Origin of the sequence: Methanolobus vulcani, from assembly GCF_006546655.1 — an archaeon.
Classification (GTDB): Archaea; Halobacteriota; Methanosarcinia; order Methanosarcinales; family Methanosarcinaceae; genus Methanolobus; species Methanolobus vulcani_A.
In genome coordinates this window covers 18,151-33,608 of sequence record NZ_VIAQ01000007.1, presented here as the reverse complement: position 1 = coordinate 33,608, position 15,458 = coordinate 18,151, and the positions used below count along the sequence as shown (strand labels likewise).

Genomic DNA, 15,458 nt, shown 5'->3' with positions numbered 1-15,458 from the left:
AATGCTTTTAAAAATTTAAAATTTACCTCATCAAATTATATACCGTATGTATTTTCATTAAAGTCCAAAATGGACTAGCGTACAAAAAATCAGAGTTACCTATATCCCTTAGAAGCGATGCGGGGATATAGGTAACTCAGAAAAATGCAACTCTTTTAAGAATTGTATTTTAAAAGGTTCGAATTGTACCCTTAGTATTTTAGATTAGGGATATAGTTAACACAAAAAAACGGAACTTATATTTTAAATTTTAATTGTTTCGTTTGAAAATCGAAATAATAATTATTACCCATACAAGATTTTTATGCAATAAACTCTATTTACCTAATATGAATACTTTTGAAGAGTTCCTTCAAGATTATGAGGCTCATGAAAAGGAAGAAACCATTCGTTTTATCACAAGACTAGATGAGGGAAAAGTAGGACTAAATGAAAGATATCCACCTAAAAATAGGTTCATTAAGTTGAAAGAACCAATTGCAGACCCTTATACTAATATATGGGGTGTTGTTCCATTTTATGGTTCAACATTAGCGAAGTTAATCCCTAAAGACAACAAAGAAGCTTTTGATAAAACTCACGAATTTACAATGGGTTTTAATTCCCATAAAATTGATGAAATGATAGATTTTCAAAAAGAAACAGGACGAATACAATTTGTTCTCATGATGCCTCCTACCTATTATAAAAATCTGGATTTTCTTGAGCCATTACTTACTGAACTCAAACCACCAATTGTTCAATATGATTCATTATCCGTTACTGGTCACGAATTGGACAAAAAAAACAAAATTGAATTTGAAACCCTAGCTGAGCATGGTTTTAATAAGTTTGTAATGGACGCAACAGGTGCATTTGGAAATAGTAATATATCATATACTTTAGCAAAATTAGAAGATTATGCTAGTCGTTATAGTATCCTTAAAGCCAGCGGTTACGAGGAACTGGCTGATGAAATTGGAACTTTAATGATTATAGATCCTGAAAAAGCTCATTTATACCTTACAGTATACGGTTTTTTAATATCAAACCCTCAAAAATGTTTATTGAAGCCTATATGTCATTATGGAGAAAAATTCATGGGTTATGTAAATGATTTAGAAAAACAATTTGATTGTGAGCCTAATACTTCTTCTGTTCCTCCTGAGATTGGAAAATTTCTTTTGAATAAAATAACTTTATATCCCGAGACAATAAGCGGATGCACAAAAGTGATTCAAGAATATGATGATCAAGATTTATACAAAATAGTAAATTCCCTCAATGAAGGAGTAAAAAGAAATAAAACAGATATCATTGAGGAAAAAAGTGGAGATATGTCAGAGATACTTGAGAATGTTTGGAATGACTCCAGGAAAATAACTAGGAGAGCTGATGGAATTAAATTTGGAATTTCATTAAGTTTAGGCTTGATAGGAGGGGTTGCTGAAGGTGTATTAGGTTCTGGACTCTTGGCGAGTCTAGGTTTAAAACTTTCTGATACAATAATAGATATGCAAAATAATACAGTCAATGAGAAGATTGCTAAGTCTGTCAGCCCCAATCATTTGGTTTCAATATATGATTTCAAAAATAAACATTCACTGAATGATTAAACTATTTTTAATTAGCACGATTAACTATTTCGTTAACTGCTGAAGTATGCAAATTCGGATTTTTTTCAATTCTCTCTATCATTTGCTAATTTTCCGAAATCGACTCCCTCATGTTATCATTTCACAAGATAAATATATATATTAAGTGTCCTACTGTATAGCAATGGAGTCTAATCAGAAAAACTGTGAATCTACAACAAAGACATTAATAATTGGTATTATCATAGGGGTTTCTGTCATCTTTATAGCAAAGGCTATTGCAGGTTTTTTTGCTCCTCACCCAGATTTATTATTTACATCTTCAACACAAGAGATATCCCCAGACACATATGACATTACTGTTTATTTGAAGAATAAAGGCGATGGAATTGCGCAACATGTCTATTTTGAAATACATACGAATGGGTACATTACCAATGTTTCAGAATACGGAAGTGCTGATGTAACAATACTAGGTGGAAATGGAAATTATGCGGAAGTATTCATTAAGAATCTTAATCCAGAAGAGAAAACTTCGATTACATTAATTGTTGAAGGGTCAGATAACGTAGAAATAACCGATATTACAACAGACACTAATAACTATGATGTTATCCCAAGTACGAAAATAGAATTTAAAGATTCCTAAAGAAAGTATATATTGTTTCTATTTCCTTTTTTATACCTACAAATTAACGCAATTAAACCCCACTTCAATTAATGGATAAATATACTCTACCAACCTCCTCACTGCCGGAGTATTCAAGTTGATATCTCTATTTTCCCTTATTCTTTGCTTGATTCCCTGAAACCTGCTCCTTGAAACTCCTAGAGCTTCCGCTTCTTTTTGTGACATTTGGAGAATGTTATCAATTTTCAGGCAGTAATCCTATCAATAATATAGGAACAGGAATTGGAAGTAAATTGAAGTATTTGTAAGCAAAATCAAATTCTGCCATGTTACTGACACTTGATTTTCGAGTTGGAAAAAACTTTTTTGGGTTTGTTGGAACAATCAATACTGCTAAAGATAGTAGTTTATTTGCTAGCCCATAATGGAATTTATAGTAATCACGATAAATAGTAGCACTATTTCCAAACTGAATTTCAACAAAAACATCGTTTTTCTGAAAGTCTCCAATCAATTTTGGATTGTCATTAAGTAATGGTTTATTAGACCAAAGATAATTAGAAAATTCCTGTTCAAAAGCTTTGTTATAAGCAGATTGGTGATTTTTGTCTTCCAGCTTAAACTCGGGTTGCCATTTAACAGCTTTTATGCATTCAAAGATTTCATTTACTTCTGGGATGTTTCTAAGCAACTTAGGACTACAAAAGAAATATTCTTCTTTGAATCTCATATACATTAGTATTATTTTTTAATATTAACATCCTTCCCATAATTCCAACCTTTCCCTAACATGAGCATTCAAAGTAAAAGGCTTATCTGCCTTAGCATTTTTCTTCATATAATGCAACGTACCTTTAGAGAAACCTAGCTTTTTCCAATCGGAATAAGAAATACTCAATATCTTCTGTCGTATGTCGTTTGAGTCCTGTCGTTTAGCCTCATATCGTGGTTTTATGAAATCAACATTCTGACGTTTACCAACTAAATACTGAGCCAATTCTCTAGTTTTCAGGAACAGAACATAACTCCACATAGTCATATTTCCTTTGTAACTAACTCTCTTGTTGAACCATAGATTGAGCTCTTTAGTTAGCTTCTTAGCTCCACTAGGTCTAAGTTTGAGCGAATAATTCTCTGTCCTGATGAAATCCTTCTTTTCCATTCTCTCAGACTCAACAAGGTTGATAACCGCTAGATCAACAAGGAATCTAAATGGTTCTTGCAGGTCGTAAGCCAAGCTGTTCTTTCCAGTATTCATTTCATGTAAAAAACCAACATGAGGATCTAAGCCAACAGCATTGATAGCCCTAAGACATTCCGCTTCTAGCAAAGCATAACCATAGTTTAGCATAGCATTTACCATATCCCCTGCCCCTGTGGCCCTCCGACTCGAATCGATTCTAGATTCAAAATCATACTTCTCAGGAATGACCTTTGAGAACTCATGCCAGTATTTGTAAGCAATACCGCCTTCAACACCCATTATTTCAACTATTGAGTTGACCTTCTTTAGCTTATCAACATCCGTTGATAAATCAAAATCAACAGTAGAATAACGTTGATTTAGGTACTCAAGCACAACAGTTGATTTATCAACTTTAGCCTCAACTAGGGCCCTTGCTATCTTTATTCTATTCTCTTGAGTCTCATATGCATGGTATTGTGCAAATTTCGTTTTTACATTAGTGCTATCAGGAGGGAGCATTGTTGTCAATAACTTTCCATCCCAATTGAGAATTGATATCTGTACATTATGTTTAATGAGCCATCGGATGGCATCAAGTGTAAGATTTCCATTTTTACCATAGATAATGATGCTATCAACATCCATCCTCTTTGGAGAGAATACATATTCCTCTGGTTCATCAGTTGTTGAGAATCTTCCATCCTTAATGTGTAGTTTAGCCCCATTTACTCGCATGTCGATTCCATGACCGTTTAGAAGAAGGAATTTCATTTTTTGATCCCCTTGATTCCACTAAATTGAATATTTAGATTTCCACCCTTAATAGCTTCTAATGGGTTTTTTATTCCAGATTCATTTAAATTTTCTATAGCGTAATTCCTGATCTCATTCAAACTTTCAGCTGTCTTTTCATCACCTGATTTTCTCACCTTTACTTCAAGTTCGAATAGTTCAATTCTGCCTACTTCAATAATATTTGTTGTAAAATTAGTCAAATAATCGTTTTTGAATTGTGGTAATCTACCATTTTCAGTATCTTTGATTAATTGCTCAACGACAGCATAATCCTCATAATATCCAAGAAGTCGAAGAATATGCCTCCTAATCATTGAATAATTTGGATGAGCTTCTGGGAATTTGTATAGGAGTTTTTTCAGAACTTTCAGTAAATTATCTTTATCAGAAGGGAGTATTTCTTTTACAATAATATGTTTGTAGAGAATACTCAAAATATTATCTATAATTCTAACATTGGATTTATCATAAAGTATAGTAACTAAATTGTCAAGTTGTTTTGAATCCATCACATAGCGTTCTTCATATCTTCTGATTTCTGTTAACGCAGTTTCTATGTCTATGTCATCTCCATTTTCTAGGTATTCAAAAACCTTGTCAATATGCCTTTTTCTTTCAAAACTATCTCTTGTGATTATATGCAGATCTCTTATCTTCTTCTTTTATACCAAATCTAGCAAAATCTTCAGTTGTCTTCAAGGTTACAATAATCCCTTGCTTTTTTAGATTAGTTAACTTTCTTTCAATACTAGATCTGCTATAGCCATTGGATTCTATTAGATGATTTATCAAAGTCTCCCGCCTAACAGGCCCACTTTCGTGTAAGTAATTTTCAGTATTTACCTTAAAATCTACTTCATTCTTAATCATTAATACACCAATCTTATTAGGCAAATATATCAAATTATACATTAAACTATACTTCAAATCTGTATATATTCTTTCCTATGATGTTGATTATTGTATGAAGTCGAATACCAGAATATTGGTTACACTTTCCCCTTATCTAAAGGGTAAGTTGGTACAGAAAGCGAAAGAATACGGATGTTCTCAGGCTGAAGTGTTGAGAATTGCATTCATCAGGCTCATGGAGGCTGAGAAATGACACTCAAGCGCTTCTCAAAGGAATACAAGACTTATGGAGAATGGCTCAAGGCTGAACCAAGAAGCTCTGAGTATGCTAGAAGGATAATCCGATTCCATGAAAGATTTCCAACCCTAAGCTTGAACGAACTGAGAAATACCAGGCTTAAGGATCATGACTTAAGCACAAGCTCTTGGAACGGTTTAAGTTCACAACAAAAGCGGGATAGAAAACTAAGCCTTCAAATTCTCAGGCTTATGAGGAAAGGGGTACCATATTCCAAAGCTGTTGAAAAGACTGGAATTAACAAGAAAGACATAATCAGAAATCTTGGAAAATATCTCTATAAATCCAAAGGAAAATGGAAAGTAACCACAACAGATAGAATTGAAGTTGAAATGCTCATCTATGAGAAAGATGCAGGTCAAATTTCAATCGTAACCACAAATTCAAAGGATAGAACTCTAATTGGTTTATATTTCAATGCAATTAACAGAGCTTTAAAGACCGGCGATTCAAGTTTATTGAAAAGATTTATTGATATACATATCACCGATGTAAATGGTACAAAACATTTCTTTGTAACAGATCTTGAACGCCTTTATGAAATAAATGAGGCTCAGGAAGAACCCGAATATTTGGATATTTATCAAAGTTGAGGAGTGGATACTATGGATAAAGAAGCTTACAGTAAGAGTATTAACAGATATAAGAAAGGAAAGAAGCCACCTATGGCATGTGCTGTATGTGGAGAAGACGATGAGAAAGTTATTGAGATGCATCATGTAGATGGCAGAAATAATTCAGATGTGGTCAAGCCACTCTGTATGAACTGTCATTCAAAGGTTACAGCAAAACAGAACAGGCTTAGTCCTAAAGTAAGATCCAAAGATGCATCTGAAGAAAATAAAAAGGTGGTTAATGCAATTTCACTCTTAGCCCTACTGAGAGAACTTGTAGATCGATTAGATGATATTGTAATGGAGATGCCTACAAATGTCTAACATTGCAGTAAGGGGATATACTCTGAAGGTCAAGGTATCTTCAGGCAATCCTTTCTTTAGACCAAGAGAAGACCCATTAAGGCATGATAGGGTTTTGGTATTTGATACAGAAACAACAATAGATCAATATCAGAATTTCAAGATTGGCTTCTTTCAGATATACAAGGAAGGCTACATTCAGCATGAAGGATTGTTCTATGATCCTTCAATGCTAACTGAAAATGAGAAAAATGCTTTTTCAGCTTATGCAAGAATGAATGAAATTCCCCTTTACCTTTTGGATGAGTTTATAGATAATGTTTTTTACACAGAAATATTTAGGAGGCATGCTCTTTGTATTGGTTTCAATCTGCCTTTTGACACCAGTAAGATCTCGAAAAGAGTTGGAGAATCAAGAGGAAGAAACAAAGGTGGTTTTACTTTTACTCTTTCAGAGAACAAATTAAATCCTCCTATCATTGTTAAAAAGATGGGAGATGCCTATACTTTCAAGTTGACAACAACCAAAGAGAACAAAGGTGAAGAGTATTTTTCAGGATATTATCTTGATGCTCAAAAGCTGGCTGAGGTGCTTCTTCAATCAAAACATATCTCACTTGAAAAAGCAGGTGAGAAGCTCAATACTCCCATCAAAAAGATGAAGGGAATTGAACATGGTAAAGTAACCAAGAGATATATTGATTATCTAATTCAAGATGTTGAAACAACATATCATGTCTATGAAAAGCTCATTGATGAGTTGGATCGTTATCAAATAAACATCCCACCAACCAGAATCTTCAGTTCTGCTTCAATAGGAAAACATGCTCTAAAACAACTGGGCATTCAATCGTTTTTAGATCTAAATCCTGAATTTCCTTCAGAGATGATCGGAAACATCATGACCTCTTATTATGGTGGAAGGTGTGAATGTAAGATTAGAAAACAACCAACAAAGGTCACAGTTCTTGATTTTACAAGCATGTATCCAACCGTTACAATGATGATGGATCTCTGGAAGTTCATGATTGCTGAATCCCTTGAGATGAAGGTTGTTACTAATGAGATTAAGGACATGCTCTCAAAAGTGGATCTTGATTATCTTCAAAATAAAGATAACTGGAAAGATTTTGTTGTAATGGTTAAGATTGTACCTGACAATGACATATTGCCTGTAAGGATGGATTACAAAGGCTCTGGAGCAGGCTATAACGTTGGGGTTAATTATCTAAGTTCTGATTCTGAATTGTGGTATGCTCTTCCTGATGTTATAGCTTCAGTTATTCTTACAGGCAAAGTTCCAAAGATCGTTGAAGCTATCAAGTATATTCCAAAGGGTGTTCAGAAGGGATTAAGGACTAGTCAGATACTTGGAATTGATATTGATCCTTCAAAGGACAATCTGGTTCAGGTACTTGTTCAGGAAAGGCAAAAAATCAAACAACAAGAGAAAAGCAGAGCACAGGCTATCAAAATACTTGTTAATGCCACAAGCTATGGTATTTTCATTGAACTTAATCCAGAGGATAAGAAAAGCGATATTCAGGTTTATGGTTTGGATGACTTCAATACCTCTGAGAACAGGTTTGAGAAAGCAGGCAATTACTTCCATCCTTTGCTTGCTGTCATGATTACAGCAGGGTCAAAGTTATTCTTAGCAATGGCAGAAGCCAAAGTAAAAGAGTTGGGTTCAGTTCATGCATATATGGATACTGATTCCATCTTTGTTCCTCCTGAACATGCCCAGGAGATCATAAACTATTTCCAGCCTCTTAACCCATACAACCTTGATATTGATCTGTTGAAGGCTGAAAAAGAAGACATGTGGTTCTATGGCATTTCCTCTAAGCGATATGCCCTTTATACTTATGAGAATGGTACAATCAAGTTTATGGAAGGTGAGAGGTCTTTCAAGTTACATGGACTTGGGCATTTAACAAATCCATTCCCAAAAACTGTTGATGATTGGCAGGCTGAGATATGGGAAGATCTTCTCAAATTGAATTATGGAATAATCTCAGGAATTGATATTGAAGAGAAATATTCAGGTTTGTATGCAATCTCAAGACTAACTGTTTCAACTCCAAATGTTCTGAGAAGGTTCAAGGGATTCAATGCAGGTAAGGAATGGAATGACCAGATCAAGCCTTTCAATTTCTATCTTGTAGGATTCCAGGCACTTGAAGAAAACGGGAAGGCAGTAAAACCTTTGATGCCTTTTTCTACAGATTCTCAGAAGACTGTGTATGAGCCATTCATTGATTATGAGACAGGGGAAATCAAAGAAGGATCTCGTTATTTCAAGCCATTGAGCAAGACAATAATGCAATATGCTGAACACCTTGAGCATAAGTTCGATGGAAATACTGGGGTTCTTGAGAGAAAGCATGTTCACGCTGATGGAGTTGTTTACATTGGCAAGGAAGCCAACAACATTGATGAACAGGCCCTAGATGTTAAGCGTTCACAGGTATTCATTTACAAGGGATGTATTATGAGAAAGATACTTGAATTGTCTCAATCACAAGTTGAAGAATGGGGAGTAGATCGAGGTACTTTCAAGAGGATAAAGGATAGGATTCTGGTGAATAAGGATATCAATCTTAATACACCAGCTATTAAAAGAATTGCATCAATAATTACTTAAAAATATTTTTAAAGGAAGAGATCGCTTTTATTTTAGCAAGTTAATTCAATGATTTAAGTTCTAAATATATATGAGTAATATTACAAAATGGATTTATAGTAAATAGCTTCCCATAAGCTAATTAATTCAAGGATCTCCTCTCGATCTTCTGAAGAAAATAAATGGATGTTTATATTAACTCTATTTTTTATTTTATCGATAATAAATGGTGCAAATCTTTCTTGAACAATAACACTTAGTAAATTCAAAGTTAGAACATACAAATCTTCTCTAGGTATTTTTTCATTCCAAATTGCAGAAAGAAAATGCGTACTCACAGCTAATGCAGAGTCTTCATCACAGTTTTTTCCGCGAAGAATATTCAAAAAATTCTTAAGAGAATCTTCAATTTTCCAATTTGTTTTTCTTGCTGCTTCTACTAAAACTTCTGAATTGATAGTGGTGTGGTAATAATGCAAATTTACCAATTTAATTGTCAATTCGTTATATTGGTTACGATCAATGATATCATTATTTAGAAAATGTAAGAGTAAAGGTTGAGTCCAGATCCCATCAACATTAAATTCTTGTTTAGCAATTGAACGAAGCACTTTATCTTCAGTACATAAAATATTCTCATTTTCGGTTGCAATAAGAATAGTATCAACAAATGCTCTTCCAAGTAAATCATCATATTCTTTCTTTTTATCTTTTTTAAGAGAAAGAGCTTCTTTGCATGGTATAATTTCACAAATTTTAGGAATCCAATTTAACATTTGTTCATATACATTTATTTTTTCTTCAACATCTTTTGAATCAGTCTCTTTGAAAATGAGGTTCTTATCATCATTTACTAAAAAACCATGTACTCTTGAATAAATCTTTTTTTGTTCTATAAGTGTTTCATGAAGTAAGTCAATTGTTGATTGGGCAATACCTAACTTGCCGAAACTATCTACAATTAAATCTCCAATATTTAATGTAAAAACAGTGATGAGAGAAAGTGGATCGACTACAATTTTAGAACTATTTTCAAGATTGTTTAAAGCTTCATTGATTTCTTGACTGTTTCCAATTGAGCAATAAATTCCTAAATCTTCATTTTTTGTAAATTCAAACCAGACATCAAAAATTGTTTGGCCGATTATGGTTGCAAGAGTTCCAATAGGCAGTTTTTTATCAAGATATAATTCTATAGCTTTTGAATTATTTTCCGTTCTTAAGACTACAACATCAGTAATAGTTTTTAGGAAGTCTTGAGGGATTCCCTCCTCCTCAATTTTTGGGAAGGAGATTTTTGTTAACGCTTGTGTGTCAGGAAATAGGTAATTAAATTTATCTAAACTCTCTTGGAATGCATGGATATATTTGCTTTTAATATCCTTTACTTCAAGTATTTCTTGAGATAAAGAAGTTTTATGCGTAATCTTGTCACCTTTTGTTTTTCCGAAAATAAGTTTAGCTAAGGGGGATTCTAGTCCAATCTCTCCTTTTTGGAAATCTACATCACTTCGATCATCTAAGATGTAGGTTACTTGTTTTCCTGCATCTTCTTCAAGTATTACAACAGTATTTGCATCTACTTTTTCTGGGGATAACCAATTTTCACGCTCTTCTTTTTCATTAAAAAGAATTAATTTAATGTAAGCGACATGAACATTCTCATTCTCAAAATTGTATCTCCGTATTTCATATAGGATATCAATTGCTTCTTTGAAATATCCTCTTTCATTGAATAAAAGAGCTAAACGTATGCCATTTTCGATAGATAACGACTTAATATCAAATGATGTATTTAAAAAGTTCTCGACATCACCTAAGTTATTACATCTAAGATTTAAATAAGCTAGATTCAATTTCATATCCATATCATCTGGATATTTGGAAATATATTCAGTTAGAACTTTTTTAGCCTCAGAAAGATCATCTATATCATGATATATTGCAATTTCAATATTTGTAATATGATCAATAATACCGAACTCTTCCCTTAATGATTTAGATATTTCAAGGGCTTTTCCAATATCCCCACATCGGTAATATGATTCTACAAGTTTGTGAGTTAAATCTGTAACTTGAGTTGAGTCAACAAATTTTTGATAAATTTCAGATGCATCATCAAATAAATTTAATCTGAAAAAAACATCTGCTAATTCCATTAAATGAATAGTTGGGGTAAAATCAGAAATAATATTTTTAGCATTGATTAGATGGGACTTTGACGAATCAATCTGTCCGGATTTAGCCAGACATTGTGACAAATCTATTATGTTTTCAATGTTTGTTGGATCGGCTTTTACTCTACTATCAGCTAGATCTATTGCTTTTTCAACACAATTTTCAGATTCAACATCAGAGTCGAGGTATGTATAAATAAGAATTCTATAGAGGAAATCTATTTTTTGGAAATCTTCATTTTGTTCCAAAAAATCATTAATTTCAGTAATTGCGTCAGCAAATTTGCCTTGTTTTCTTAATAGGTCAAAATATAATAATGGTACTTCAGGTATGGTTTTGTCAAAATCAATATCTTTTAGTAAAGAAATAGCTTTTTCGATTTCATTGTGCTCTAGTACCATTAAAGCTTTAAAATAAATAATCCTTGAATCAGATGGATCGAACTTAAAAGCATCATTTATATCATCTTTAAAACCGTCCTGATTACCTAAAAGGTGTTTGGCAATACATCTGTTAACTATCCAATCAACATGTATTTTCTGAAGATTTGGATCTGAAATGGAATTCCATGAGGTTGTAATCAGATCGATCACTTTTTTAAGTGTATTCTTATCTTTTTCATTTAATTGAAATTCTTGAATTTTTTCTGAATCGGACAAAATCATATCAAGTAAAATGCTTGCTAAGAGAGGCCGCATTTCTATAATAGTTTCTTTTTCATTAACGATAGCTATTTCTAACCACTTTATTGCTTCTTCAAATTTGTTTATCTTCAAAAAAAAGTTTCCAATAGCATAAGCTACATCTTGTGTTTCTTTTAAGTAGTCGGGAATAGCATCTAATTCTTCTTCAGTTGTAAACATTTGTATCAGAATCGAGAATGCGCGAGCATTAGTGGGATTATTTTCCAATACTTCTTCAACTAATTTTTTTGAATTTAAATAATCATTCAATAAAAAATATCCGTATGCAGCATTGACCATAGCCTTTTCAATACTACTATATTGAAAAGCTTCTATCAAAAGCTTCCCTGCATCTTGATATCTATTTAACTTTAAGTTTGCTGATGCTTCAATAGATAACAAAGCATATCTTATGTTAGATGGTGATTTATCCCAAATTTTACTTTTTAGATTTCCAAGGCGCTTCAAAGCTTCTGTAGGATTATTTTCCTTAACGTTTTCTCGAAGTGATTCCAATAGATATTGATACTCACTTTCGAAGTTTTGTGATTCAATCGATTTAATGCCAGCTTTGAGTTCATCAAAATTATCCTCAAAGGATCTAAAATCATCCTGAAGAGATAAATAGTCATTATGAAGAGATAAGTATTTAGAATCTGAATCTTCAACCTTTTTTTCTATGTTATTGGTAATAAATTTGTTTAAAGCTTCAGACAATCTTTTGTCTTGTCTTTTTTTTATTACGTAGTTTGCAGAAGCAGATATCAATCCACCAACAAAAGGCACTGAACTTAATGCAGTTGTTACAAATTGTGCTCTATCCTCGTTATCGGTAGAAACATTAAACTCATCGTTATCTGCCATCAAACAGCTATACTTTCTTCAAAGCTGATATAATTTTTCTTTTGTTAAAGAATTCTTATACTTCGCACAGATAGTCACTTAGCACCAATTTATTTTTAAAAGTTGCATTTTTCTGAGTTACCTATATCCCTTAGAAGCGATGCGAGGGGAGGGATTTGAACCCTCGAAATCCTTCGATACCGGATCTTAAGTCCGGCGCCTTTGACCAGCTGGGCAACCCTCGCAGTTAGAATAGTAGTGGAATGCCGGTCATGTGGTTTTGAACACCAGATAATAACAATTAAGTTACTTAAGTCTTATTATAGCAGGTATGGAAATAACGTTTCTTGGCACAGGTACTGGCATACCACAGGATGGAAGGGTGCAATCCGGAATACTGCTGGATACAGAGAAGAATCTCCTGCTTTTTGACTGCGGCTGCGGTGTTCTTGGAAGAATTTACGAGAGCGGGCATGATCATAAAGACATTGATGCCATAATACTCACACATCTGCACCTTGACCACGTAGGAGATGTACTGGCACTCATCAAGGCCAACTGGCTTGTAGGAAGGACAGACATGCGGTTATACGGGCCAAAGGGAACACGTGAATGGTTTGAGAAGACCCTTAACGTCTATGACTATCTCAAGGACAAATTCACAGTAGAGATCACAGAACTCTCGCCAGGGGATGAATTCACACCACAGAGCACTAACGGGGATTGCAACTGTACCATCAGATGTGCTAAGACGGTACACACCGACAATTCCCTTGCCTATCGTATCAAGAGCAACAGCAGTACTGTGGTCTACACTGGAGATACTGAACCCTGCAACGATGTCATGGAACTGGCAGAGGACGTGGATGTACTCATACACGAATGCTCCTTCCCGCTGGAATTCCCCATGACCAACCACACCACACCTGACATGCTTACTCTCATGATGGAAAAATATCCTTTAACCGCAAAAAAACTCTATCTTACACACCTTTATCCACATATGCAGGGACATTATGGCGAAGCAACAGACCACATAAAAAAATACTACAAAGGCGAGGTCATAATCGCAAAAGACCTCATGGTAGTTGAAGTTTGAATATAATAAGTAAAATCAGTTTTAGATAGAACAGATTTGAGAAATAAGCTGGGAATCCGGCTTATAGCTTGTGAACTACCCCGAAGCTAAAGACTTCGTGGCTTCCTGCTTCATTCCCCTTCCCAACGGAAGCAAGTCCACAGGCTCTTCCCGTAGTTCCTACGGTGACAATTATATTCCTATCAAGTTCTGCTCTTGGAGAGCAAATTTCTTAATGTTGATAGCGGCATTTATGTCTCTATCGTGATGAGTATTACAATCCGGGCATTCCCATTCTCTATCTGCTAATGTTATGGAACTGTTGTAGTAGCCACAGACATTACAGATTTTTGTACTCGGCTCGAATCTTCCAATACGGAGAATTGTCTTTCCGTACCATTCGGCTTTATATTCGAGTTTTGTTATGAAGGAAGTCCACGATGCGTCAGCTATGTGTTGAGCTAGACAGTGATTTTTAAGCATACCAGACACATTAAGGGTTTCTACTGCTATTGCTTGGTTCTCGCTAACAAGCTTTGTTGAAACTTTATGTTGGAAATCGTGTCTCTGATTGCTTATTTTTCCGTGGAGCTTAGCTACTTGTTGACGAGCTTTATTTCTGTTCTTTGAGCATTTCTGTTTTTTAGATAGGCGTTTTGATAGAACTTTAAGTCTCTTCATGGAGTTTTTAAGGTGTCTTGGATTGTTGATTTTATCAGCATTTGAAGTGATAGCGAAATCCTTGATACCTACATCTATTCCCACAGTATCGTTTACGGAAAATTTCGGTTTTTTCGGAATTTCCGCACCATCATCTACAAGAATACTAATGTAATATTTTCCAGTGGGTGTACGTGTTACTGTAGCGGTTCTTAAGTCTCCATCTCCTAAAGGTCGATGAAAAATAGTTTTGATGTAATCTATTTTCGGGAGATATATCCTGTTATTTTCAATATCAGCCTTATAATTTTGAGGAACATTGAACGCCTGTACTGGATTTTTTCGAGATTTAAATTTCGGGAATCCCTTCTTTTCACGGAAAAATCTTGTAAAAGCATTATCGAGATTAAGAGTAGCACCCTGTAATGACTGCGAATTAACATCTTTGAGCCATTCGTGTTCTCCATCTCTTTTTAACATTGATATTCCTTTATTCAGGTCAAATCTTGATATTGATTTACCGTTCTGTTCGTATGTCTTAATTTTCTGTTCTAAAGCCCAATTATAGATGTATCTACATGCTCCGAAATGTTGAAAGAACATCTCTTCTTGCTCTTTTGTAGGATACATCCTATACTTGTAAGCTCTTAACATACAAACATATACTAGAGTTAACGTTATTTATACTTTATGTTAATGAGATGATATTGTGGAGTATAAAAGGAAAAACCATAGTAAGTTTTTGTTATTGTACCATGTTATTTTTGTCTGTAAATATAGACAGAATGTTTCGATTGGTAGTGAAAATGAGTTAAAAAATTCATTGTCAAAGATTGCTACAAAATCTAATTTTGAAATTGTGGAAATGAAGACAGACAAAGACCATATTCATTTACTCGTCAAGAGTGAGCCGAAATATAGGATTCTATCATTAGGCGTTTAAAACAGGAATCGACATATCGTTTATGAGAACAAAATGAGTTACATTTAAAACAATATTATTGGGAAGAACACACTTTATGGAACGATGGGTATTTTTGTAGCACCATTGCAAACATTGCAAGGAAGCGGTAATAGAATAATACGGAATCAAGGGTATTAGACGCTTACATTCCCTATGCTAAAGACATGGGGGTT

At 34.0% G+C, this 15,458-nt stretch carries 13 protein-coding genes, 1 tRNA gene and 1 pseudogene; 8 read left to right on the top strand and 7 right to left on the bottom strand.

Translation table 11 applies throughout. The features are described from left to right. Positions 1 to 329 precede the first annotated feature (329 nt). Both FKV42_RS02385 and FKV42_RS02380 read left to right on the top strand, forming a co-directional pair. Entirely contained in the window at positions 330 to 1,595 is a 1,266-nt protein-coding gene (locus tag FKV42_RS02385) for a hypothetical protein (protein ID WP_154808649.1), read from the top strand. A gap of 163 nt (positions 1,596 to 1,758) precedes the next feature. Next, positions 1,759 to 2,223 carry a hypothetical protein gene (locus FKV42_RS02380; protein ID WP_154808648.1) on the top strand — a complete coding sequence of 155 codons (465 nt, stop codon included), beginning with the start codon at positions 1,759 to 1,761 and terminating at the stop codon, positions 2,221 to 2,223. A 220-nt stretch (positions 2,224 to 2,443) separates the two neighbouring features. Here the strand turns inward: FKV42_RS02380 and FKV42_RS02370 are convergent, their stop codons facing one another. From FKV42_RS02370 to FKV42_RS02355, 4 genes are all read right to left on the bottom strand, one after another. Beyond that, positions 2,444 to 2,935 (bottom strand): BglII/BstYI family type II restriction endonuclease, encoded by a 492-nt coding sequence (locus FKV42_RS02370; RefSeq protein ID WP_196214019.1) that lies wholly within the window; start codon positions 2,933 to 2,935, stop codon positions 2,444 to 2,446. Between the two features lie 24 nt (positions 2,936 to 2,959). Further along, on the bottom strand, positions 2,960 to 4,162 hold the full coding sequence (gene cas1, locus FKV42_RS02365) for a CRISPR-associated endonuclease Cas1 (protein ID WP_154808646.1): 1,203 nt from the start codon (positions 4,160 to 4,162) through the stop codon (positions 2,960 to 2,962). Then, positions 4,159 to 4,695 carry a hypothetical protein gene (locus tag FKV42_RS02360; RefSeq protein ID WP_196214018.1) on the bottom strand — a complete coding sequence of 179 codons (537 nt, stop codon included), beginning with the start codon at positions 4,693 to 4,695 and terminating at the stop codon, positions 4,159 to 4,161. Before FKV42_RS02360 ends, cas1 begins: the two co-directional genes overlap by 4 nt. 112 nt (positions 4,696 to 4,807) lie before the next feature. Further along, positions 4,808 to 5,056 (bottom strand): hypothetical protein, encoded by a 249-nt coding sequence (locus tag FKV42_RS02355; RefSeq protein WP_154808644.1) that lies wholly within the window; start codon positions 5,054 to 5,056, stop codon positions 4,808 to 4,810. Positions 5,057 to 5,150: 94 nt separating this feature from the next. Here FKV42_RS02355 and FKV42_RS13965 point away from each other — a divergent pair, with 94 nt between their 5' ends. The 4 genes from FKV42_RS13965 to FKV42_RS02340 are packed head-to-tail and all read left to right on the top strand — an operon-like array spanning position 5,151 to position 8,900. Next, on the top strand, positions 5,151 to 5,291 hold the full coding sequence (locus tag FKV42_RS13965) for a hypothetical protein (RefSeq protein WP_196214017.1): 141 nt from the start codon (positions 5,151 to 5,153) through the stop codon (positions 5,289 to 5,291). Beyond that, positions 5,288 to 5,929: a hypothetical protein gene (locus tag FKV42_RS02350; RefSeq protein ID WP_154808643.1), complete on the top strand. Its 642-nt coding sequence runs from the start codon at positions 5,288 to 5,290 to the stop codon at positions 5,927 to 5,929. The genes FKV42_RS13965 and FKV42_RS02350 overlap by 4 nt, the downstream gene beginning before the upstream one ends. Positions 5,930 to 5,941: 12 nt before the next feature. Next, a complete protein-coding gene (locus FKV42_RS02345; RefSeq protein ID WP_154808642.1) occupies positions 5,942 to 6,274 on the top strand; it encodes an HNH endonuclease signature motif containing protein in 333 nt (110 codons plus the stop codon). Next, positions 6,267 to 8,900, top strand: a complete 2,634-nt coding sequence (locus FKV42_RS02340) for a DNA polymerase (protein WP_154808641.1) — start codon at positions 6,267 to 6,269, stop codon at positions 8,898 to 8,900. Before FKV42_RS02345 ends, FKV42_RS02340 begins: the two co-directional genes overlap by 8 nt. An 80-nt stretch (positions 8,901 to 8,980) precedes the next feature. Here the strand turns inward: FKV42_RS02340 and FKV42_RS02335 are convergent, their stop codons facing one another. Beyond that, entirely contained in the window at positions 8,981 to 12,604 is a 3,624-nt protein-coding gene (locus FKV42_RS02335) for a PIN domain-containing protein (RefSeq protein WP_154808640.1), read from the bottom strand. Positions 12,605 to 12,744: 140 nt separating this feature from the next. Beyond that, positions 12,745 to 12,828 (bottom strand) — tRNA-Leu (locus FKV42_RS02330). Positions 12,829 to 12,914: 86 nt separating this feature from the next. On the opposite strand from FKV42_RS02330, the gene FKV42_RS02325 reads away from it, so the two are divergent. After that, positions 12,915 to 13,682, top strand: coding sequence for an MBL fold metallo-hydrolase (locus tag FKV42_RS02325; RefSeq protein WP_154808639.1), 768 nt, complete (start codon positions 12,915 to 12,917; stop codon positions 13,680 to 13,682). Between the two features lie 171 nt (positions 13,683 to 13,853). Here FKV42_RS02325 and tnpB read toward each other — a convergent pair whose 3' ends face one another. Next, complete coding sequence (gene tnpB / locus FKV42_RS02320; RefSeq protein WP_154808638.1) at positions 13,854 to 14,975, bottom strand: IS200/IS605 family element RNA-guided endonuclease TnpB; 1,122 nt, start codon at positions 14,973 to 14,975, stop codon at positions 13,854 to 13,856. Positions 14,976 to 15,030: 55 nt separating this feature from the next. Here tnpB and tnpA point away from each other — a divergent pair. Further along, positions 15,031 to 15,423 (top strand): annotated as a pseudogene (gene tnpA, locus FKV42_RS02315) (IS200/IS605 family transposase). The last annotated feature ends 35 nt before the right edge of the window (positions 15,424 to 15,458 follow it).